We start from the raw sequence: 20,088 nt of genomic DNA, 5'->3' as shown, positions 1-20,088 counted from the left end.
TCCAGACAGGGCACAAAGTCCTATGCCCGGAACTGATGCAGATCGAAAAATATTGTTTGGCTGTAGAAATTCTGCCCGAAGGAGGAACACCCATGCAGATGAAACAGCTTTCTTTCCTGACGTTCGCAATACTGGTCGCCGGCGGAGCTCAGGCTCAGGAATCGACTGTAACCGGCGCCGCTGGCGGCGCGATTACCGGGGCAATCGTAGGCGGCCCGGTCGGCGCAGCCGTTGGTGGCGTCGTGGGCGCCGTCGCAGGCACAGCTATCGATCCGCCGCCCCCGCGCGTCGTTACCTATGTTCGGGAGGCTCCGATGCCGGCCGAGACAGTTGTCGTGAAGGAAAAGGTCGTTGTGGGCGAGCCGCTTCCTTCGACTGTGGTCATTCATCAGGTTCCGGACGAACCGAAATATTCTTATGCCATCGTCAACAAGCAGCGAGTAATCGTTGAACCGACCACGCGCAAAGTCGTGCAGGTTATCAACTGATGGCATTGCCTGCCGGGTTTTCTTCCCGGCAGGCCTTTTCCTAGGGGAATAAATTAGTATTTTCAGAAATAAAAATCTTCATGCCTTCAGGCTTCGCTTTCCGTCCTCGAGATCATAATTTACTTTTGTCTGAAGTTCGCTGGGCTGACCCTCGGCGGCAAAGTCACAGGCACGCGTGTCACTATGTCAGGTCGCACAATCACTCGTCTTTCATCGAAGACCTTGGGCTCATTGTCACTCGCCCAACAGTTTTTCCTCGCCGGCGGTCTTGTTACGTTGGGTGCGACGGTTTTGATTGGATTGCTGGTGACAGATCAGATTGTTGAGACTGTAACAAGGAATGCAGGCTCGACAACCGCGCTTTACGTCGACAGCATCATTGCACCTATCCTACCGGATCTTACCCGCGCGACAAAACTCGACGATTCCATCGAACGAACGCTGGATGAAACTCTGGGACAGGGTGCACTGGGCAGACGACTGGTTTCCTTCCGGCTGTGGACGAAAGACGGAACCATTATCTACTCGAACGACAAGCGGCTGATGAACATGGTCGTGCCGCCTGGCGAAAACAGGACAAAAGCGTTCGCCGGCGAGCTCGTCGCAAATTTCGAAGAGGCAGGAGACCCGGAGAGCGACGCGGAGCGAGCGCTCGGGGAACCCCTCCTGGAGATATATAATCCCGTCTTGCAGCCATGGTCCGGAGAGGTGGTTGCCGTCGCAGAGTTTTATGAGCGGGCAACGGATCTTGAGAAAAGCCTGGCGCGAGCGCGCTGGAAGAGCTGGATCGTCGTCATCGCGGTTGCCTCTGCATTTTTCGCCGTTCTTTCCACAATTGTGCTCAAGGGCAGCAGGATGATCCGGCATCAACTGCGTGAGATCGAGGACCTGGCGCGTCGCGTGCAGAAAGGATCGCAGCGCACGGTGGCCTTGAACGAGCGGCTGTTGCGCAAGATCGGTGCCGATCTGCACGATGGGCCTGCACAGCTCATCGCCTACGCAGCACTTCGGGTGGACAGCGAGAAGCTCGTCAGTGACCAGACAAGTCGGAATGAGCGAGAATCCGAGACGACATCAATCAAGGCCAGTCTGGATGAAGCTATCCGGGATATCCGCAACATCTGCCGCGGCCTTGTTTTGCCAGATATAGAAAATCTGCCCATCGAAGACGTTGTTGGTCGGGCAGTTGAACATCATCAGTCCCGTGCTGGTACGCGAATAACGACCTCAATTGAGGATGTGAACGCGCAAGTCGGAGTTCCCGTTAAAATCTGCGCTTATCGGTTCGTCCAGGAGGGTCTGAACAACGGTTGGCGCCACGCAGCATCAACAAATCAATGCGTGTCACTCCGACAGGAAGGAACAGAGATCGTCGCTACTGTTTCAGACGGCGGCAGTGGTTTTTCGTTCGACGAGATTGGACCCGATTGCATCGGGTTGTCAGGCCTTAAAGAAAGAATTGAAAGTCTGGGAGGCCGTTTCGAAGTGCAGACATCGGCACGCGGAACGCACCTCACCATGAGACTGAACACCGTCGATGTGAGCGATCCATGACAGAAAATATAAAGGTCGTCATCGTTGATGATCACCCGATGTTTCGCTCGGGTGTATCGCAGAGCCTGAAAGAGTGTGGTTTCGACGTCCTGGGTGAAGGAGAAAACGCCGACGACGCACTAGCCCTTGCGACCAGATTAGCGCCGGACATCATCCTTCTGGATATCTCAATGCCCGGCAACGGCCTAGCGGCGATCAAATCCATATTGAGCCTGTCTCCGTCCATTCGAATTCTCATTCTCACAGCATCTGAGAGCGTGGATGATCTTCAGACAGCAATCCAGTCGGGCGCGGCGGGATACGCCTTGAAAGGTGTCGGCTCTCGTGAGCTGGTACAGATGCTGCGGACCATCGCAGACGGCGGGCGTTACATTCCACCCGAACTGGGCGCCAAGTTGCTGGCTGAAAGAAAGGCCGCATCGGAACTGATCGAGCAGCGTCAGGATCTGAGCAGAAGAGAGCGGCAAGTCATGGACCTCATCGCCATCGGAATGAGCAACAAGCTTGTCGCCCGCAAACTGGGTCTCCACGAGAAAACGGTGAAGCATCACGTGACAAGGATTTTTGCCAAGTTAAAGGTCAGCAATCGCACGGAGGCGGCACTTCTTTGGAGAGATCGTATCTCTGCTCAGCGTGAGCCCTGAAACCTTGAACGATCCTTGACCGTCGCAAGCCGATCAACGATGACACGGCCCTTATTGTCGCGCATCGAATACCGGCCTTTTCGTAAAGTCTCGGTGATGCCATTGGCGTGGCGCACTTCGAGAGCCTGGCCAGACTGCTGAACGCCAGCCCGGTTCTGACCGGAATTTCCGGCTGCTCCAGGATCTGGTGCTTTCCCGCTTCCGCTCTCGTTTCCGTTCCCTTTGCCACCTCCATTTCCATGTCCGCCATCATTGCTGCCGCCGTTGCCGTTGCCGCCACCGTTTGCGCTTCCGTTTCCGCCGCTGTTACCGCCATTTCCGTTTCCATTGCCGCCGCCGTTGTTTCCTCCGCCATTACCGCCGTTATTCCCGTTACCGTTGCCGCCGCCGTTGTTCCCTCCGCCATTACCGCCTTCATTCCCGTTACCGTTGCCGCCGCCATTGCCTTGAGCGACAGCAACCCGAACACCAGCGGCCTGCAAGAATTGGACAGCGATCAACGCAACCACGGGCCGTCCGACCATGGGAAAGGTGAAGAGGTACTTAAGCATGTTTCTTCTTGTACGCACTCCGATCTCCATATCTGCCGTCCTGCCGGAATGGACGCGAACCAATTATCTCTGCGCAGGCTGCCAGAGTTTGGCTCGGTTGAGAACTGACCTGGGGTAGTCTTGAACCCGCTTGTTCTGAAATAATCGCCGTCTGAAAGCGACTGACGTGATGGTTGCACAAGAGCCGCGCGTAAAACAAAGTGAAGAAACCCTGCACTTTCCCGCTGGCTCAGCGCGACCAAAAAAGCAACGTCGTCTCAAAAGTAAGCGTCAGCAGCTCCCGTCCGTATCGCTTTTCGGATGAGCATCGAGCTGCTTCTGGTGGCATCTCTTCAACATTTTGTCGATCAGGGCCCTGTCTCCGTTACAGTGATCCAGAATGTCGACTGCCTTCGAAATGCTCAGAGAGTATTTTTGTTGAAGTTGCTCAACGGTGTAAGGCTCAGGTCGTAAGCTCTGGTCCATCTTATCCTCTTTACGTTCTGCAATCAGATGCTGTGCGATCGATTGCGTATCCTAGACGCCGGGCGCGAAATGCGCCCATGATTGGCTTGTGTCGAGTTCTCCGGATCGTTTCCGGCTGGAGTTCCTCGAGCGACAACTTCCAAACAATCAACACTCATTATGCGGAGGGGTTCATCGATTGGGACTTAGTGCCCAAATTTGGGTGGGACTTATTCGACTGGAACGGAAGGAGGCCTTTTTCCTCAAAGCCGATCCTCGCACGGTGCGGGTGACATTCGCACCACCCCCAAGCCCAAAGCTTCCAGATCGGCAGGAAGCCCGCGCGGCGGAGATATCGCTCCGCGGTAAGCGAGCCTGGCACCAGTGAGGCCTTGACCCATGCCGCAGGTCGAATGCCAAGCTCCGTCACTTTCCAGGCGCGCAAGCCGGCGGCAATTAGCAAACGGGGGATACGAAGTATTTGTACAGCTGGTAATTGCGGCGATCGCAACTGCGCCATGATTCGGGCTACTCTCGACAAAAATGGCCAGCACTTCTCGCATGTTGAGGATTGCATCGCGAGTGCCGCAGACCTGGATCTTGTCCTGAGGTCGGCAAAAACCTGCAAGGCTCGGCTCGACCGTTGACAGGTCGAGCTCGCAAGGACAATTGAGGCCTGATTACTCGAAGAGTAAATCGGACGGAGGCAGATTGCTGGTCATCGGCCTCCGCCCGTCTTCCTGTGTCACATTTCGGGAAGAACAGCGATGTCGCGGACTTCGTTGTCCGTGCCGGTGATAGCGCCTACTTCGGTAGCGTTGCCGGTGTCGAGATTGACGGTGTAGAGCATTTTGTTTGCAGCGAGATAGGCAGTGTTCTTTCCGGCTTCCGTGCCCTGAATGTCAAAAGCATAGGTGGCTGGCGTATCTTTGAGACCCAGCTTGCCAATTGCTTTCAAAGTGCCGTCATTCGGCTTGGTCTGCTGGATCAAGGCGCCAATCGTCGCATCGATATTGTACATTGCGGTCTTTTCGGGCTTGCCGATGGAGTTGGTATAGGCGGCTGCGACAATGTTCGGCGTCTCGCCCTTGTGCATGTCACCATCTTCGAAGGCCAGGACACCGTCGACCGTCACTGCACCGGTGTCAGGATGGACACGGTGGTTGGTGGTACCAGTCATGAAACGAAGACGATCAGCCACCGGATTGAAATCGACGACGATCGGAGCCTGTGTCACCGTCAGCGTCTTGTCCATTTTTGCGAGATCCGTGGCAGCACCGCTTTCAAGGTTGATGGTAACGATACGATGGTCCGGGGTAACACCGATCACTGTCTTGTTGGCGGGGCGGTAATCAATACCGACGAGCTTATCGACGCCAGTTACTTCCATGGTCCTTGTAACGGCGGGCTTCGCGGTATCGAACATGACAAGTGTTTTGTCACTCGTCAGCCCGAGAACGGGTGCCGAAAAGGCTGTCGATGCCATGGCAGCAAAGGCGGCGGAGGCGGTCAGTGCGAAAAGGATGGTCTTCATGTCTTTCTCCCGTGCGTTCAACATTCGAGAAGGCGTCAGGCACTCGGCGTTTGACCCTTCATCATCGAAGACACCGCAAGGGAGGCGAATGGATGCAGGTCGTAAAAATAATTCTCAGGATGCATCCATTTGATCGCCGGATGGGTATAGTTCGTGAAAGCTGACGATTTTCACCGCTGGATCATGGAAGGATATTAATGGGTTCCGGGCCGGACGATCTGGATAAGGCGCTTGCTGCCTGCGCTAAGGGTGATCGTTCGGCATTACGCCGAATTTTCGATCAGGAGGCTGGGCGGTTGGTCGCCGTGGCGCAACGCATCGTTGGACGTCGCGAACTTGCCGAAGAGGTCGTGCAGGAAGCCTTTATCCGAATATGGACCCACGCTTATCAATACAGTGCGGACCGTGGCTCCGCGCGCGGATGGATTTATGCCATTGTTCGAAACAGAGCGCTCAATCTCCTGCGGGATGGCAAACTTGAACATTCCGTCGAAGAGGTAGAAGCGCTTCAGGAAGCCGAACAGGCAGACGCGATCATGGGTGCGTGGCACCGTCTGGACACACAATCGCGCCTGCACGAATGCCTGGGATCGCTCGATGAGACAAAGCGGCGCGGTATTCTGATGGCCTATGTTGGAGGCTATTCTCACGGCGAGATCGCCGGAAGGCTGCGCATTCCACTTGGCACAGCGAAATCCTGGATCAGGCGTGGGCTTCTGACGCTTCGGGAGTGCATGGGATGATCTACGGCCGCAAGGATATACCGAACCTCGCTGACGAGTATGTGTTGGGCTTGACCGAAAGCACGGCCGCCGCGGAAATCGAGGACGCCATGGAACGAGATTCCGAACTCAAGGCCGCGATTGCTGCAAGCCGTGAGCGTTTCCTGCCGCTCGACACCGCTATCACACCGGCAACCGTCAACGAGAGCCTGTGGCATCGCATTGAATCTGGGCTGACTTCGCAGCCTGTGACCCGCTACATGTCTGTTTCCACGCGCGCGAATGACAATAACAGCAAAGGCTGGAAGATCGCTGCGCTTTCGTCAATTGCCGCCGCATTGTTGCTTGCCATCGGTCTTGGATACAGCCTCATTCACAAGGCGGAGCCGCTTGTCGTCGCCGTTTTGATCAATGAGGCTGGAGATATTCAGGCGGTTGTCGAGGACTTTGGCGATGAACGGGCGATGATCCGTATACTGGCCGACTTTGCGGTGCCGAACGATAAGACGATAGAGGTATGGACGCTTCCGTCTCGAGAAATTGGGCCTGTTTCGCTCGGATTGCTGAAAGGCGTTCGCTCGGCTCGCCTTGATGGACCCGCATTGCCCACCCCGCGTGACAACCAGCTATACGAGATCACGCTCGAACAAGCGGGAGGATCGCCGACAGGCAGACCGACCGGACCGATCTTGGCCAAAGGGCTGGCGAAATTTCCGCGATGAAATCCACCGTCTGAGCGTTGCTTCAGCGCCTCATCCGACAGGCGATTTTTGTCCCATCTGCTTGCTTTCCAAATTTCCAGGAACATTGGCCCTGGTCTGTGGTTCGTCGTGGCACCAACCTCATGAACTGACAGGACGGATTATGGCGGATGTATTTTGGCTGGTTGTTGTCGCTGGAGGCCCATTGCTGCTGGGTGCCGTGGTCGTTTATGTCCTGCTGCGTCAGCGCAGGTTATCCGCCAAGGAGCAACAAGAACAAGCTCGCAAGGTTCATAAGCTTTACGACGGAAAGTAACCGGAAGCGGAGACTGATATGAACTATAGAACCATATGGCCCGTGGTAGGGGCTGCGGCTGTGGCTCTCGCGATGATCGTGGCCGTCTACTTCGTCAGGACGACTCCGGATACAGCACCGTCAAATTCACCAGACAGGGGGCAGACGGAAGACCAAGCACCTGCGGGGCCTGCTGATAGGAATGCGCTGCCGGGCAGCCAGAACACGACGCCCTGACCACAATAGTCATTGAGGGAGAGTTTAACATGAAGCCATTCCATGCCTGCTGCGCCGCTCTGTGTCTTTCGATGTTAATGCCCGCTTTCTCGAACGCGCAATCACCCGCGGACTTCACTGCCGAGGCGGCTTCCTTCAATCAGTTTGAGGTGGAGGCGAGCAGGCTGGCGCTTAGAAGCGCGCAGGATGACGCGACGAAAATGTTCGCTAATGACATCATGCGCGACCATGAGAAAGCGCTCGTCGATCTCGCCGATGCTGCTAAAAAGGATGGTACCTCGGTCCCGACGGACCTGAGCGCCGAATATGCCGAGAAGATGAGAGCTTTAGAAACCGCTTCACAAAGTGAGTTTGACCAGGCTTACCTCTCGACGCAGGTTTCGGTCCTTGAAGATGCAAAGACGATGTTCGAAGCCTTCATCAAAACCGGAATTGCAGGCTCGCTACGTGCATACGCTGAAAATCAGCGTGGCACCGTACGAACCTATAATGTGCGTGTTCAGGGCCTGACAAATCCGTGAAAGCGACCGGATCCACTCCAGCTCAACATTCGGAATTTGGATCACCATCGACAATTCAGCGGCGAGCTATGTTGACCCAGCTTGTCTGCGCCCGGCCGGCAACCGTACTTACGTTACACCGGCCGATCGATGAAGATATTTGATCTAATCCACCCTATGCCACCGCGACGATTTAATACGTAACTTTTCATCGGGTTAGTATATATAACTCTCTGACGAGGCGCAGGCGCGCGGGGCCGTTATGATGCGTCCCTTAACCCACGCCATCCTCCCAGTAGGGCGGGTCCCCGAACGACGCTTTCAAGTGAGCCGCCAGTGCGCGCAGTTTTGCCGAAGGACGGCGACCCTCGGGGTGCGCAAGAAAGACGAATTCCGCATCCGGCCGAACGCCGACATCGACGATCTTGAGCTTCCCATCGCGAATGTCCGGTCCTGCGATGAAGAGCGGAAGGAGTGCAATACCGAGACCGGCGATTGCCGCATCTCGCAGCATGTCGCCGTTGTTCACTCTGAATCCAATGCGTGCACGAACGATTTCAATGCCTCCAGGCGTAAGGAAACGCCAATCCGCAACACCCCGGTTCGTGTAGAACAAACCCTTATGGGCAGCGAGTTCGGTAGTTGTTGCAGGCATCCCGTTGACCGACAGATAGGCCTCGGAGGCCACCAGGACACGGCGGCTTGGCGCCAAACGCCAGACCATCAGTCTCGAATCGTCAATCGCCCCATGGCGCACGACGCCATCGTAAACGTCTGATGCAATATCGACTCGCCGATCGTCGAGTTCGAGCGACATCTCAATTTCGGGATTGGCAGCCAGAAACGGATACAGAGCCGGTCCCAGGTGCATCCGCCCGAAGGTAACAGGCGCAGCAATGCGGATTGGACCGCCCAGCGTTCCACGCCGCTCGGACAAATCCGCCGCTGCCTCAGAGACCTCTCGCAGGATGCGCTTGGCGCGTTCGAGAAAGGCAGCGCCATCTTCCGTCACCGAAACGCGACGTGTCGTACGGTGGAGTAAAGTAGCGCCGAGGCTGCGTTCCAATTCCGCCAGGCGTTCGCTCACGACCGATTTTGACAGCCTGAGCGTGCGTGCCGCCCCGCTGATCGAGCCCTCTTCGGCGACAGCCACGAAACTCGCAATGCCATCCAGCTTCATTGTTCGGCCTTTCCGAAAGGTACGTCCGCCATTGGCACAGTAGTACGAACAGCATGCTTGCGCCACATTCGCACTTACGAAAACCCACACAACGAGAAGGAATTCGGATTATGGGTAGGCTCAAAAGCAAGCGGGCGCTCATCACCGGTGGCACCAGCGGCATCGGACTTGAGACAGCACGTCAATTCATCAGTGAGGGTGCGCGCGTAGCAGTCACGGGAACCAATCCCGAGACGCTGGATGCTGCACGGCGGGAGCTTGGTCCCAGTGTACTGGTCATCAAGGCAGACGCTGCCGACGTGGATGGCCAGAAGGTCGTCGCTGAAACGATCAGGGAGGCATTCGGGAGCCTGGACATCGTCTTCATCAATGCAGGCGTTGCCCTTCTCAAGCCTTTGGAAGCATGGGACGAAGAAGGTTTTGACAGGGTCTTCGACATCAATGTGAAAGGCCCGTATTTTTTGCTGCAGGCACTACTGCCGATACTGGCCAATCCGGCTTCGATCGTACTGAACACCTCGGTCAATGCCCACATCGGCATGCCTAACTCGAGTGTCTACGCCGCCTCGAAAGCGGCACTACAGTCATTCATCCGCACGTTATCCGGCGAACTGATCACACGCGGTATCCGGCTGAATGCGGTGAGCCCAGGTCCCATTTCTACACCGCTCTATGGCAAGCTGGGTTTCACCGAGACTGACCTAAAGAATGTCGCTGAGAGCATACAAAATCTGGTCCCGGCCGGCCGCTTTGGCGAACCGTCCGAGATTGCAAAGGCGGTAGTGTTCCTGGCATCGGACGAAGCCGCCTACACGGTCGGCAGCGAGATCATGATCGACGGTGGCATGGGCACATTGTGACACTCCCCAAGCAACGGAATCCGGTGACAGCAGCGCGCCGGGCTCCGACGGTTGTCGGATGTCAAGGCGCGCATCGCTGGTGACGTCTGCTTTCGGTCAGCGGCCAAGCTGGTTTCTGTGGCCGGCATGAAGGCGCAAAACGGTTGCAACTGGCGATCGGCATACGACGCAAGAAAATGCCGTTTCGGCGTCCTCGATCTTGAAGAGATGATCCGGTGACGTGCCAAATTGCACTTCGTGGATACAGGTCGCTTCGGCTCGAAAAGCGAAGTCCTGTCCCCTCGGCTTTTGTTATGAGCGCCGCCGTTTCTTTAATTACATTTAAACGATAACTAATTTACCATAACAGCAGACAGAGCAAAATCAGGTTGCCATGACGGCATGCACCTTCTGTAATTCTTCATATCCATGCCGAATCCCCTGCAGCAGAGTTCTTTTTTCATTCGACCAGTTCCCGGTCGCAATGCTCCCTGCTTCGTGTTCGCGATTTCAAAACAGAACCGCGAGGAAATATGTCGTTTCTTAAAAATGCGAGCATTCGCACGAAAATTCTATCCCTGATCATCCCTCTGTGCGTGGTGGGCCTGTGTGCCACGGCGTTTATCGCAACCCGATACAAAGCAGCAGATACGAGCTACTCCGATTTCATTTCCAATGATGCTGGCGCCAGTGTCGAGATGTCGCGCGTAAACCGAAATGTCGTCGCAACTGCTTACGCCGCCTATCAAATCCTGACCTACCGCCAAAACGATCCGGCCATGAAAACAGCTATCGACTTTTACAGCGATAGCAAAGGCAAGCTTCTTGAGCGTCTCCAGCACACGAAAGAACTTCTCCCACGTGAGAGCGCTGCGATAGACAAAATCATTGAGAGAACGAAAGAAGTCATCGTCTTGACTGACCAGGCCGTTCAACTGGGTAAAGCTGATCAGGACGAACCGGCAAGGGCGACCCTGGCAAAAGCGGACTCTTTGATTCTTCCCCTGACGACCGACAACGCAGCGTTTCTGGACCAGGTCTTGAAATCCGTGGCTGCGAGAAGTGACGAACTGACCGACCAAACAAACTCCACCATCTTTACCTCGCTGATGGTTGTCGGCATCACATTCACACTCGGCATCATCGCGTCACTCGTTGTTGCCGCCAAGGGGATCACGACGCCTATCGCCTCTTTGCGCGAGCGCATGATCACTCTGGCGCAGGGGGAGACCACTGCACTCGTCGATGGTCAGGATCGCAAGGACGAAGTAGGTCAGATGGCAAAGGCGGTCTCCATTTTTCGCGACAATGCTCTTGAGAAAATCCGTCTGGAAAAAGAAGCTGATGCCAATCGCAGCCTTTCCGAACAGGAACGATTGGAACGCGAGGCCCAAAAGGCGAAGGACGCTGCCGACACCCAATTTGCCGTTGACCAACTGGCCAAGGGGCTCGACCGTCTCGCCGATGGTGATATCGCGTATCGCATCGAGACACCGTTTGTTGCCCATCTCGATACTCTGCGGAACAACTTCAATGGCTCGGTCGCGAATCTGAATGACGCGTTGCGCGCCGTCGGCGAGAACGCTCGCGGCATCGATGCAGGTGCCAACGAAATTCGCTCTGCCGCCGACGACCTGTCCAAGCGCACTGAGCAGCAGGCTGCCTCAGTCGAAGAAACAGCCGCCGCTCTGGAGGAAATCACCACGACCGTGAAGGACAGCAGCAACCGCGCCGAAGAAGTCGGCCATCTGGTCGCGAGGGCCCGTGATGGTGCGGAAAAGTCCGGAGCAGTCGTACGTCAGGCCGTTACCGCCATGAACGAAATCGAACGTTCATCCGGTGAAATTACCAACATCATCAGCGTGATTGATGAAATTGCCTTCCAGACCAATCTTCTGGCTTTGAATGCAGGCGTTGAGGCCGCCCGCGCCGGCGAGGCCGGCAAGGGCTTTGCGGTCGTCGCACAGGAAGTCCGCGAACTTGCCCAGCGGTCTGCAAAGGCTGCGAAAGAGATCAAGGCATTGATCACGACATCCGGCGAACACGTTCGCTCCGGCGTGACACTGGTGGGTGAAACCGGCAGGGCACTCGAAGTGATCGTCACGGAAGTGCAAGAGATTAACCGTCATATCGCCGCGATTGTCGAATCCTCGCGCGAACAGTCGGTTGGCCTTCAGGAAATCAACACGGCCGTCAACACCATGGATCAGGGCACACAGCAGAATGCCGCCATGGTCGAACAGTCGACAGCCGCAAGCCACAGCCTCGCCAAGGAGGCGGCATCCCTCAACCAGCTGCTATCGCGTTTCAATCTAGCCGATGGCACAAGCACAAGTCGTTCGTCTGTAGCCCCTGCGGCCGTTCGCTCGGCATCGCCAGCTTCACGACCTGCAGCATCACCGGCTAGAGCCCTTGGCCGCAAGATTGCGAACGCGTTCGGGGCTGGTTCGGCTGCCGCGGTTGCGCAAGACAGCTGGGAGGAGTTCTAAAAATCTACGGCCGCGGCGCGACAGACCAACCGCCCGGCCGTTGATCATCATCACGAGTGCCTTGGATCGGAAACTTCGCTTGCAGATTAAAAGCGGGTTTTCGGTCGAAGGAGCGATGCAAGTCGTGGGAGTTCCCTCGGCTTCCACTTTCAAGACTTGGATTTTGCCTCTGCTGCGACGAAATCATTAAGCTGTATCACGTTACCGCTGATCGCAGAGCCAGACGAACCTCTATAGACAGAGTATCCGTTTCGACTACGTTTTTTGGTCTCGTATAATGCACGGTCCGCCTGGTCGAGAAGTGCCTCAGGATCGATTTTATCCAGGGTCGTGCAGCAGGCAATGCCAATGCTTGTCTTTATCACCAAGGGACAGTCATTCCATATCATCGGTGTTGCCGTGAGCGCCTTGATCATTGCCCTCGCCCTGGCGGCGGCATCGACGGGTGACACGCCGGGTAGAAGCAGACAAAACTCGTCCCCGCCAAGCCGAGCAAAAACATCGTTGGCAGATAATTTCTCGGAAACAACGGCAGCGGCATGCCGGAGCGCAGCATCCCCGGCAGCATGCCCATACTTGTCATTGATCGCCTTAAAGCGGTCGAGATCGAAAAGCAGGACGCTAAAAACACGTTTGGTATGGGACGGACCACACATATCTGCAAGCTTGTTCATCAGCATTCGACGATTGGCGAGACCCGTCAGTTCGTCTTCATTGGCGAGGCGTTCGACTTCACCTCGAAGCCGATCGACAGCCGACAACAGGAACCCGAAATTCCAGACTACTGCGGCAAAAAGGAATGCCAAGAGATCAACAGCGGCTGCCGCTTTGAGGTCCAGTTCTGGCATTAGGCGGGTGACGATCAAGATGTTGCCGCAAGCAATTACCGCATGCGAGGAAACGGCCACGATCATTGCACCGCTGCTGACAATTGCGCCGAGATCGCCGCCATGGTGTCGCAAGAGAAAGGCTGCGGTGATTGCTAGCGGCAACAACTGCGCCAACGTGTAAACAGGATTGCGCGCGTACCAGGGATAAAAAGTTGCCAGCATCAGCACTACGCTGATCACGAAAAGACAAGCGACAGAAAGCAACTTTAATCGAGCGCCGTGGAAACAGCGGGCGCCCACGCAGTTCAGATAAAATCCCAGAACTATGAAACTGTTACCGAGTACAGTCTGGATGAGCAGACCATCATTTCCCTGGAGGGCCAGAATAGCTCCTCCGAGCACGCTGGCAACGCTGCCTGAGAACCAATAACGTGCCGCCTTCAGCTCGCCGTAGCGATAGACCACCAGACCCCAAATAAGGCATTGAGAAAGACCGAGCAGCAAGACAACGAGAAAGAGCGTATAAAAGTCGGGCATTTGATGTCCCATTCTCAGAAGTCGTGACCAGTACGGCGAAACCCGTGAACGGCGGGTAAAAAACTTGGCGGGCCTTTAATCCATCGCCAAAATCATCTGTTTTGACCACAGCAATTAGATGGAATCTGGTGCACGCAGAGGCCGGGTTAACGTCACTAACAGCATTGAACAAAAAACGAACCGGTCTTCCAAAAAGCCGCCCCATCACCGCGCTTTAATTCGACCCGAACTTTCAATTACTGCAGTTAGACCATGTTCGTTACATTGGCCGTTAAGGAGATACAGAGGACCTGATAGAGGCGTCTTGCCTCTAGGCCCCCCATCGCGGCCTGCGCTGCCTGCGCCCTCTATCCCTTCCGGCAGCGAAACATCATGATACAGTGCGCCTCCGACGCTCCCGTGGAGGCGCATTGAAAATCGGCGTGCGGCAGGATTGAAGGTGCAGATTTATGACTACGATCGTCGTTTCTTATTTTGATGGCGCTGAAGTTGAACTGGACGAAGAGCCTGATCCTGACGCTCCGGGGTCCGCTGTTGCTCTGGCCTCGTTTCTTGCGCTGACGGAGGCGGACAGGCTCTTGGACACGCGGCACGTTTTTGCCTTCTACAAGGACTATTACGAAGAGGCCGGGAAACCAGAATGGCTGGACGCGGAAATGGGCGTCCCACAATCACCCGCCGATATATGGGATCATGTCACTCCCGGACCTGTTACCGTCAAGAAAGGGCGAAAGGACGATGAAAACTGGTACGTCGTGATGCAGGCTGAGTGCGGCTGGGATGTCGAACGTGGCCTCATGATGGTTTGGCAAAACGGTGCGACGCTTACGAAAGTCGGCGGATATAATGGTCACCTGACCAATGTGAATGCCTACGCAGATCCCGCTTTGGAGGCTGTCGTCTACAAGGCGCGAAACCCGGAATACACAACTAGGATTGCCGAGTGAGTACCCGAGACTTGCTTACGGGCGTGTGAACCTATCAGGAAAAACGCTCACCACACGTTGTTTGAGAAAGCCATGAAAGGCGAGACGACCTGGGCTATACATCGGAAGTCCCCACCTCCTCGCCGCCATGGCGCACACTCGCAGCAGAAACAAGATGCTAAACGGACGTGTCGAAACCGTGAAGAACAATCGGTCGCACAATGCCGCCCCTCTCCAGTCGTTGTGATCTCGTCCGTAATCACGTCAGCATTCCAAAGATTTTGCTCTTCGATCTCGGTGAAGATGCCAAAATAATCTGCGCAATCTGGAAGCAGACGAACTGTTCGGCGTCCGAAATCCTGGCCAGACCCACTTCAACGCCGACACATGAAGACCGGAGATGCCTGCATGACGGAGGCGTCCGCAATACGGAGGCCGCCGATCCCGTAGACTTTCAGCTTGTTATCGACAACAGACATGCTGTCACGACCCATCTTTGCAGTACAGGACTGATGCCAGTATGTGACGGCCGAGCGGCGAATAAAATTGATCATGCCCGATCGGTCGCGCGCGCCCGGAGCAGTTTCGCCTTTCACCGGAGGCGCGAAACTTTCACTATTCCCGAGCACGCGGCACAATTCCACGGCGGCCAAAGCGGCAGCCACGCCTTCCGGCTCACTGAGTGAATTCGGTTCGATCAGGATCGGATCAGTTGCGTCGGAGCCGGAGAGTCGCCCGGCCCCGACTCTTCGGCTGGGCAAGTCCGTTGAACATCGTCCAGCCATGTTCCGGTGTTTCCAGACCTGTTCCGATGACGCCGTGCCTGCCATTACTTCTTCGCGGAGACGGCCTTGGCGGCCTGATCAATGGTATCGGCCACGACCTGCGGCTGGGTCATGAACAGTGCGTGACTTGCCGAGACCTTTGTGATTTTTGCCTTGATGCGCTCTGCCATATGGATCAGCATTGCCTGATCGAACGCCTTGTCTTCGGTTGCGATGACAGCCCAGCTGGGCTTCATACGCCAGGCAGCATGTTCAAGCTTCGTGCTGAACGCCGACATATTGATCGGGACCTGGGCATCTTTCATGAACGCAACATCGGCGTCGCTGACGTCATGGGCAAACCCAGCCTTGAACTTATCCAGGCTGACATAGCCAAATCCATCCTTCGTGGTTTCGATGACGAACTCCGATGCAGGAGCAAAACCCTCGTATTGCTGAGCCGTCGTTTCGCCGACATCCGGAGAAAGCGCGGAGACGTAAACGAGGCCGGCAACCTTCTGATCGATACCGGCTTCTGTGATGACAGTGCCGCCCCAGGAATGTCCGACAAGAATGACCGGACCATCCTGACGCTCAAGCGCGCGGGCAGTCGCGGCAACGTCATCAGCGAGAGACGTCAGTGGATTCTGGACGATGGTCACGCGGTAACCACGCTTGGTCAGATTATCGTAAACCCCCTTCCAGCCGGAGCCGTCCGCGAAGGCTCCATGAACGAGGACAACGTTTCTGACGGACTGCTCCCTGGGGATGGTATCGGCTGCGTTTGCCGGCAATGCGGCAGTTAATGTGGCTGCGGCTGCAATTGCTGCGACGGTGGGCGCGGTCTTGCGTGTCATGACTTTCTCCTCTTTTATTCGCGATAACATTTATTGCGATACATTAAAGCTGGCAGATTTCGAACTGTGCGTCAACATAATTATTATCGCGATATTGTTTTTCGCGATTTCGTTCGTTACATTTGACGCAACTGGAGTTCACAATGACCAAACGCCATAACGATCCGCCGCCCCTGCACGACCAGCTATGCTATGCGATCTACACCGCGGCCATTGCGATCCAGCGTGCATACAAGCCTCTTCTCGATGAACTGGGCCTGACCTATCCGCAATATCTCGTACTCAACGTGTTATGGAGCCAGGACGGACAGACGGTTGGCGCCATCGCCCAGGCCCTTGCTCTGGAATCAAGCACGCTGACACCGCTGCTGAAGCGACTCGAAACCGCCGGCTTGCTGCGCAGGACGCGCAACCTTAGCAACGAGCGGCAGGTAGTCATCGCCTTGACCGACGACGGCCGTGCCTTGCAGCACAAGGCCGGCTGCCTCAGCAACACTCTGCTCGCGGCCTCTACACAGACGCCAAAGGAACTCGCTGCTCTTAACCGCGATGTCCGGTATCTCCGTGACGCGATCTATTCCCAGATCGGCGGATGGGACGCACCCGCCTGACCTTCGATAGTGGTAAATCGCCTCAATGCTCAGGCGGTCGGTACGGTCCCACCGTCAATCACATGCTCTGTACCCGTAATTGACGACGCTCGATCCGACGCAAGGAACGCGATCAGGTCGGCGACTTCTCCAGGCCTGGCCGGCCGGCCAAGCGGTATACCACCAAGCGAGTCCATGATCGTCTGCACAGCTTCGTCGTAGCTGATGCCGGCTTCCTCCGCGATACGAAGCGCAAGACCGTTGGAGCCCGGATCTGCAATCCAGCCGGGAGAAACACGAACCACCCGTACACCCTTGGGAGAAACCTCCTTGGAGATGCTCTTGCTGTAGGTATTGAGCGCGCCCTTTGCGGAGGCGTATCCGGTCGTCGCCTGGTGCAGCGGAAGGACGCGCTGGATCGACGTCACGTGAATGACGACGCCGCTTCCTTGCGCGATCATTCCGGGGATAAGGGCGCGGTCCAGCCTCACCGCAGGGAAGAAATTAAGGTTAAATTCCTTTTCCCATTCCTCTTCGGTCAACGCCGCAAAGCCGCCAGAAGGTGCTGAGGATCCGCCCAACACGTTGACGAGGATATCGAGTCCGCCGAGCTCCCGGTGGACTGCGTCAACAACTGTCTGAACGCCATCCATCGTGGTCAGGTCGGCCTCGACGAGGGCCGCGCCGGAAAAGTCCTCCGGCTTTCTGCGTGCGGTTGTCAGCACGCGGGCGCCGAGCTCCTTGAACTGAGCCACAGTCGCAGCGCCAGCGCCCGACGTCCCGCCGGTGATGAGAGTTCGACGGCCCTCCAGTGTCAGAAACGGCGTCATAGGGTGATCTCCAGCTCAGCAATCCTGTCGCCCGAAAGGACGAAGATAAAGCGAAGGTCGATCGGACTTCCGGGGAAGTTGCCGGCTGCGTGGGCCATCACCTGGGTCTTTCCATTCTCGACGGCGATCAGGAAAGGCCTGACCGTGTAGCTGTACTGCTGGGCCTCATCGGTCATCCACGCCCGAATGGCCTTCTGCCCGATGTGAATCTTCCGCTTGTCCTTGACGACCCCGTTTTCGGTGAAGGTGGCAGCGATGGCGTCCGGACAGCCTGACCTGTCGGCTTCGAAATAGGCTTCGATAGCGCTGGGTAGTTCGATCATCGTAGTATCTCCCGTCGTTTTGGTATCTTGGGCTGTGGCTCCGCCTTCGCGATATCCACTGGCTGGAAGATAGATCAAGCTTATTGACGGGATAAGCGGGATAAATAAGGATGAGGTATTGCGAAAAGAGGGATAAATGACCCGTTCCGTCCTTGCTGACCTTGATGCCGTCCTCAGCATCGCCCGCCTTGGAACCTTCCGCGCAGCGGCTCTCGACCTTGGAATGTCAACAACGGCCTTGAGCAACTCCATCGCGAAGCTGGAGCAGCGCCTCGGTATCCGGCTGTTCAACAGGACGACGCGAAGCGTGTCCCTGACTGATGCGGGGAAGACGTTTGTAGAAAGGGTCGGACCAGCGGTGACCGACATCCGCGACGCAATGCTCGCGGCCCAGTCGCTTCAGGAGACCCCGAGCGGAACATTGCGCATCAACGCCTTCGCCACGGCAGCACGAGAAGTAATGGCGCCGCTCGTCCTGTCATTTCTGGAGAAGTATCCGCAAGTGCATATCGACCTTGTCACGGAGGGACGGATTGTCGATATTGTCGCGGCGGGTTTTGATCTGGGTCTGAGACCGGCCGATCTCGTTCCTGCCGACATGATCGCCGTGCCTTTGGGCTTGAAGCGCAGCAATGCGGTCGTCGCATCACCGGAATTCCTGCGCAGACATGGCAAGCCAATTGTACCAACTGACCTCTACAGGTTTCGCTGCATTCGCGCGCGCCTTCCGAACAACGCGCTTTTCCGTTGGAAATTCGAGAAAGACGGAAATGCACTCCAGATCGACGTGCAAGGCGCGATCACTCTGGACGAGCCAAGCCTCGTTACGATAGCAGCCCAAAATGGGGTGGGGCTTGGTTATCTCATGGAAGCGGATGTTCGAGAGGATATTGAGGCTGGGCGACTGGTGCGCGTTCTTGAGGACTGGACGCCCTCGTTGGCCCCGCTGGCGTTGTATTACCCTGGTAGGAAGAACCCCCCTGCAGCGTTCACCGCATTCATTCAGGCTGCTCGCGAATTTGCAAGAGAATGACCGGCGTGCAGATGTTCGATGCCAGTGAACGCTGGGCGTTCTTAAACTCTTGAAGCTATTTGAACCGGTTAACTGCTGGGACACAGCTAAAGTTCAAAAGTCCCTTGTCGAGAGGTTTACTTCGCCTCAATAAAATGGGCGGATACCTTCCGCGAAATCATCGAGGCAGAGATATCCCGAAGGCTGCGCGCGTTTGTCCGCGACTGCCGCCATGATCAAGCGGCCACGGTGTTCGTGGGGGCGCCGCGCTCGAACGCATCGACATTATCAATCAGTTGGTCGACCAGCGACTGCACAGCCTCCCGGCTCGCCCACGCCACATGCGGCGTCAGGATGAAGTTCGGCAGATCGAGCAGCCGCATCAGCGGATGATCGCGTGCAGGCGGCTCGGTGGTGACGACGTCGAAGCCGGCGCCGCTGATCTGGCCGCTTCTCAAGGCGTGTTCCAGCGCGGCCTCATCGACGAGTCCGCCGCGTGCGGTGTTGATCAAAAGGGGCCGCCTGGCCATCCGTGCGAACTCCGCGGTCGAGATCATGTTGCAGGTCGAAGGCATCAAGGGAGAGTGCAAGGTGATGATGTCGCTGAGCGCGAGGACCTTTTCGAACGGCGTATAGAGCGGCCCCATTCCGCTGGTGCCCTTGTAGTCCGAAAAAAGAACCTTCATCCCGAAGGCACGACCAAGATCGGCCACCGAGCGCCCGAGGGCACCGTCACCGATGATGCCGAGCGTCGAACCGGCGAGATCGTTAATCGGGAAGTCGAGATAGCAGAACTGGTTTGCTTCCTGCCAGCGTCCGGCCTGCACCGAATTGCGATAGGCGAGCAGGCTGCGGCGAAGCGCAAGGATCAGAGCGAAAGTGTGCTCGGGAACGGTGTTGACGGCGTAGTTGCGGATGTTTGAGACGATGACTCCACGCTGCGCGCATGCTGTGACGTCAACGACGTCGGTGCCCGTCGCCGCTACGGCGACCAGTTTAAGTTTGGGAGCGGACGCGACCGCTGAACCGCGCACAGGGGCCTTGTTGGTAATGACGATGTCGGCATCCTTGATGCGCTCCGGCACCTCGTCGGGAGCCGTCTGGTCAAACTGAACGAGCTCATGAGCAAAGGAGAACGCTCGAAAGTGAATATCGTCGGGTAAGGTCTTCCGATCGAGAAGGACGATCCGAAGAGGCTTGCTGGAAGCATGAGGCATTGGGGGGACACCAGGTTCAGAGGG

22 protein-coding genes and 1 pseudogene are annotated in these 20,088 nt (G+C 56.4%); 14 read left to right on the top strand and 9 right to left on the bottom strand.

The window, feature by feature from the left end:
* The first annotated feature begins 92 nt into the window (after positions 1 to 92).
* The 4 genes from WA845_RS08880 to WA845_RS08865 all read left to right on the top strand — a co-directional run bounded on the left by WA845_RS08880 (position 93) and on the right by WA845_RS08865 (position 3,345).
* Positions 93 to 488: a DUF1236 domain-containing protein gene (locus WA845_RS08880; RefSeq protein WP_004446075.1), complete on the top strand. Its 396-nt coding sequence runs from the start codon at positions 93 to 95 to the stop codon at positions 486 to 488.
* A gap of 183 nt (positions 489 to 671) precedes the next feature.
* Entirely contained in the window at positions 672 to 2,042 is a 1,371-nt protein-coding gene (locus WA845_RS08875; RefSeq protein WP_051634459.1) for a sensor histidine kinase, read from the top strand.
* Complete coding sequence (locus WA845_RS08870; protein ID WP_004446078.1) at positions 2,039 to 2,686, top strand: response regulator; 648 nt, start codon at positions 2,039 to 2,041, stop codon at positions 2,684 to 2,686. The genes WA845_RS08875 and WA845_RS08870 overlap by 4 nt, the downstream gene beginning before the upstream one ends.
* A 107-nt stretch (positions 2,687 to 2,793) precedes the next feature.
* Positions 2,794 to 3,345, top strand: coding sequence for a hypothetical protein (locus WA845_RS08865; protein ID WP_337322295.1), 552 nt, complete (start codon positions 2,794 to 2,796; stop codon positions 3,343 to 3,345).
* A gap of 599 nt (positions 3,346 to 3,944) precedes the next feature.
* Here WA845_RS08865 and WA845_RS08860 read toward each other — a convergent pair.
* Both WA845_RS08860 and WA845_RS08855 read right to left on the bottom strand, forming a co-directional pair.
* Complete coding sequence (locus WA845_RS08860) at positions 3,945 to 4,331, bottom strand: aconitase family protein (RefSeq protein ID WP_369250030.1); 387 nt, start codon at positions 4,329 to 4,331, stop codon at positions 3,945 to 3,947.
* A gap of 95 nt (positions 4,332 to 4,426) precedes the next feature.
* Entirely contained in the window at positions 4,427 to 5,215 is a 789-nt protein-coding gene (locus tag WA845_RS08855; RefSeq protein ID WP_006697881.1) for a DUF4394 domain-containing protein, read from the bottom strand.
* Between the two features lie 197 nt (positions 5,216 to 5,412).
* Here WA845_RS08855 and WA845_RS08850 point away from each other — a divergent pair, with 197 nt between their 5' ends.
* From WA845_RS08850 to WA845_RS08830, 5 genes are all read left to right on the top strand, one after another.
* The gene (locus WA845_RS08850) at positions 5,413 to 5,958 is read left to right on the top strand and encodes a sigma-70 family RNA polymerase sigma factor (protein ID WP_006697882.1); all 546 of its coding nucleotides are present in this window, start codon (positions 5,413 to 5,415) and stop codon (positions 5,956 to 5,958) included.
* Entirely contained in the window at positions 5,955 to 6,659 is a 705-nt protein-coding gene (locus WA845_RS08845) for an anti-sigma factor (RefSeq protein ID WP_006697883.1), read from the top strand. The genes WA845_RS08850 and WA845_RS08845 overlap by 4 nt, the downstream gene beginning before the upstream one ends.
* Before the next feature lie 142 nt (positions 6,660 to 6,801).
* Positions 6,802 to 6,954, top strand: a complete 153-nt coding sequence (locus WA845_RS08840; protein ID WP_004446089.1) for a hypothetical protein — start codon at positions 6,802 to 6,804, stop codon at positions 6,952 to 6,954.
* Between the two features lie 18 nt (positions 6,955 to 6,972).
* Positions 6,973 to 7,170, top strand: a complete 198-nt coding sequence (locus tag WA845_RS08835; protein ID WP_128636256.1) for a hypothetical protein — start codon at positions 6,973 to 6,975, stop codon at positions 7,168 to 7,170.
* Between the two features lie 29 nt (positions 7,171 to 7,199).
* Positions 7,200 to 7,691, top strand: a complete 492-nt coding sequence (locus tag WA845_RS08830) for a DUF4142 domain-containing protein (protein ID WP_006697884.1) — start codon at positions 7,200 to 7,202, stop codon at positions 7,689 to 7,691.
* A gap of 253 nt (positions 7,692 to 7,944) precedes the next feature.
* On the opposite strand, the gene WA845_RS08825 is transcribed toward WA845_RS08830, so the two are convergent.
* The gene (locus WA845_RS08825; protein WP_006697885.1) at positions 7,945 to 8,850 is read right to left on the bottom strand and encodes a LysR family transcriptional regulator; all 906 of its coding nucleotides are present in this window, start codon (positions 8,848 to 8,850) and stop codon (positions 7,945 to 7,947) included.
* A 110-nt stretch (positions 8,851 to 8,960) separates the two neighbouring features.
* Between WA845_RS08825 and WA845_RS08820 the strand changes: the two genes are divergently transcribed.
* A complete protein-coding gene (locus tag WA845_RS08820; protein WP_006697886.1) occupies positions 8,961 to 9,710 on the top strand; it encodes an SDR family oxidoreductase in 750 nt (249 codons plus the stop codon).
* A 512-nt stretch (positions 9,711 to 10,222) separates the two neighbouring features.
* Complete coding sequence (locus WA845_RS08815; RefSeq protein ID WP_112556399.1) at positions 10,223 to 12,178, top strand: methyl-accepting chemotaxis protein; 1,956 nt, start codon at positions 10,223 to 10,225, stop codon at positions 12,176 to 12,178.
* 149 nt (positions 12,179 to 12,327) lie between these two features.
* Here WA845_RS08815 and WA845_RS08810 read toward each other — a convergent pair whose 3' ends face one another.
* Positions 12,328 to 13,545 carry a GGDEF domain-containing protein gene (locus WA845_RS08810; RefSeq protein WP_006697888.1) on the bottom strand — a complete coding sequence of 406 codons (1,218 nt, stop codon included), beginning with the start codon at positions 13,543 to 13,545 and terminating at the stop codon, positions 12,328 to 12,330.
* Positions 13,546 to 13,994: 449 nt separating this feature from the next.
* Between WA845_RS08810 and WA845_RS08805 the strand changes: the two genes are divergently transcribed.
* Complete coding sequence (locus WA845_RS08805) at positions 13,995 to 14,492, top strand: DUF6985 domain-containing protein (RefSeq protein WP_006697889.1); 498 nt, start codon at positions 13,995 to 13,997, stop codon at positions 14,490 to 14,492.
* Positions 14,493 to 14,878: 386 nt separating this feature from the next.
* Here the strand turns inward: WA845_RS08805 and WA845_RS08800 are convergent.
* Positions 14,879 to 15,284: pseudogene (locus tag WA845_RS08800) on the bottom strand (GMC oxidoreductase); the annotation flags it as partial.
* Between the two features lie 16 nt (positions 15,285 to 15,300).
* Positions 15,301 to 16,092, bottom strand: a complete 792-nt coding sequence (locus WA845_RS08795) for an alpha/beta fold hydrolase (RefSeq protein WP_006697891.1) — start codon at positions 16,090 to 16,092, stop codon at positions 15,301 to 15,303.
* Between the two features lie 143 nt (positions 16,093 to 16,235).
* Here WA845_RS08795 and WA845_RS08790 point away from each other — a divergent pair, with 143 nt between their 5' ends.
* Positions 16,236 to 16,703 (top strand): MarR family winged helix-turn-helix transcriptional regulator, encoded by a 468-nt coding sequence (locus WA845_RS08790; protein WP_006697892.1) that lies wholly within the window; start codon positions 16,236 to 16,238, stop codon positions 16,701 to 16,703.
* Between the two features lie 29 nt (positions 16,704 to 16,732).
* On the opposite strand, the gene WA845_RS08785 is transcribed toward WA845_RS08790, so the two are convergent.
* Both WA845_RS08785 and WA845_RS08780 read right to left on the bottom strand, forming a co-directional pair.
* Positions 16,733 to 17,512: an SDR family oxidoreductase gene (locus tag WA845_RS08785; protein ID WP_006697893.1), complete on the bottom strand. Its 780-nt coding sequence runs from the start codon at positions 17,510 to 17,512 to the stop codon at positions 16,733 to 16,735.
* Complete coding sequence (locus tag WA845_RS08780) at positions 17,509 to 17,835, bottom strand: nuclear transport factor 2 family protein (RefSeq protein ID WP_006697894.1); 327 nt, start codon at positions 17,833 to 17,835, stop codon at positions 17,509 to 17,511. Before WA845_RS08780 ends, WA845_RS08785 begins: the two co-directional genes overlap by 4 nt.
* Before the next feature lie 136 nt (positions 17,836 to 17,971).
* On the opposite strand from WA845_RS08780, the gene WA845_RS08775 reads away from it, so the two are divergent.
* On the top strand, positions 17,972 to 18,868 hold the full coding sequence (locus WA845_RS08775) for a LysR family transcriptional regulator (RefSeq protein ID WP_006697895.1): 897 nt from the start codon (positions 17,972 to 17,974) through the stop codon (positions 18,866 to 18,868).
* 215 nt (positions 18,869 to 19,083) lie between these two features.
* Here WA845_RS08775 and WA845_RS08770 read toward each other — a convergent pair whose 3' ends face one another.
* Positions 19,084 to 20,064, bottom strand: a complete 981-nt coding sequence (locus tag WA845_RS08770) for a D-2-hydroxyacid dehydrogenase (RefSeq protein ID WP_112556403.1) — start codon at positions 20,062 to 20,064, stop codon at positions 19,084 to 19,086.
* Positions 20,065 to 20,088 lie beyond the last annotated feature (24 nt).

It is taken from the genome of Agrobacterium sp. CMT1 (assembly GCF_037203725.1).
In the GTDB taxonomy this organism is placed as follows: Bacteria; Pseudomonadota; Alphaproteobacteria; order Rhizobiales; family Rhizobiaceae; genus Agrobacterium; species Agrobacterium pusense.
This window is presented reverse-complemented; position numbering and strand designations above follow the sequence as displayed.

Excerpts from the sequence above, each read along its gene's own strand:
- WA845_RS08850 (WP_006697882.1), top strand. The coding sequence starts at position 5,413 with ATGGGTTCCGGGCCGGACGATCTGGATAAGGCGCTTGCTGCCTGCGCT.
- WA845_RS08840 (WP_004446089.1), top strand. The coding sequence starts at position 6,802 with ATGGCGGATGTATTTTGGCTGGTTGTTGTCGCTGGAGGCCCATTGCTG.
- WA845_RS08780 (WP_006697894.1), bottom strand. The coding sequence starts at position 17,835 with ATGATCGAACTACCCAGCGCTATCGAAGCCTATTTCGAAGCCGACAGG.
- WA845_RS08810 (WP_006697888.1), bottom strand. The coding sequence starts at position 13,545 with ATGCCCGACTTTTATACGCTCTTTCTCGTTGTCTTGCTGCTCGGTCTT.
- WA845_RS08855 (WP_006697881.1), bottom strand. The coding sequence starts at position 5,215 with ATGAAGACCATCCTTTTCGCACTGACCGCCTCCGCCGCCTTTGCTGCC.
- WA845_RS08785 (WP_006697893.1), bottom strand. The coding sequence starts at position 17,512 with ATGACGCCGTTTCTGACACTGGAGGGCCGTCGAACTCTCATCACCGGC.
- WA845_RS08830 (WP_006697884.1), top strand. The coding sequence starts at position 7,200 with ATGAAGCCATTCCATGCCTGCTGCGCCGCTCTGTGTCTTTCGATGTTA.
- WA845_RS08825 (WP_006697885.1), bottom strand. The coding sequence starts at position 8,850 with ATGAAGCTGGATGGCATTGCGAGTTTCGTGGCTGTCGCCGAAGAGGGC.
- WA845_RS08845 (WP_006697883.1), top strand. The coding sequence starts at position 5,955 with ATGATCTACGGCCGCAAGGATATACCGAACCTCGCTGACGAGTATGTG.
- WA845_RS08805 (WP_006697889.1), top strand. The coding sequence starts at position 13,995 with ATGACTACGATCGTCGTTTCTTATTTTGATGGCGCTGAAGTTGAACTG.
- WA845_RS08880 (WP_004446075.1), top strand. The coding sequence starts at position 93 with ATGCAGATGAAACAGCTTTCTTTCCTGACGTTCGCAATACTGGTCGCC.
- WA845_RS08815 (WP_112556399.1), top strand. The coding sequence starts at position 10,223 with ATGTCGTTTCTTAAAAATGCGAGCATTCGCACGAAAATTCTATCCCTG.
- WA845_RS08795 (WP_006697891.1), bottom strand. The coding sequence starts at position 16,092 with ATGACACGCAAGACCGCGCCCACCGTCGCAGCAATTGCAGCCGCAGCC.
- WA845_RS08875 (WP_051634459.1), top strand. The coding sequence starts at position 672 with ATGTCAGGTCGCACAATCACTCGTCTTTCATCGAAGACCTTGGGCTCA.
- WA845_RS08770 (WP_112556403.1), bottom strand. The coding sequence starts at position 20,064 with ATGCCTCATGCTTCCAGCAAGCCTCTTCGGATCGTCCTTCTCGATCGG.
- WA845_RS08775 (WP_006697895.1), top strand. The coding sequence starts at position 17,972 with ATGACCCGTTCCGTCCTTGCTGACCTTGATGCCGTCCTCAGCATCGCC.
- WA845_RS08870 (WP_004446078.1), top strand. The coding sequence starts at position 2,039 with ATGACAGAAAATATAAAGGTCGTCATCGTTGATGATCACCCGATGTTT.
- WA845_RS08820 (WP_006697886.1), top strand. The coding sequence starts at position 8,961 with ATGGGTAGGCTCAAAAGCAAGCGGGCGCTCATCACCGGTGGCACCAGC.
- WA845_RS08790 (WP_006697892.1), top strand. The coding sequence starts at position 16,236 with ATGACCAAACGCCATAACGATCCGCCGCCCCTGCACGACCAGCTATGC.
- WA845_RS08835 (WP_128636256.1), top strand. The coding sequence starts at position 6,973 with ATGAACTATAGAACCATATGGCCCGTGGTAGGGGCTGCGGCTGTGGCT.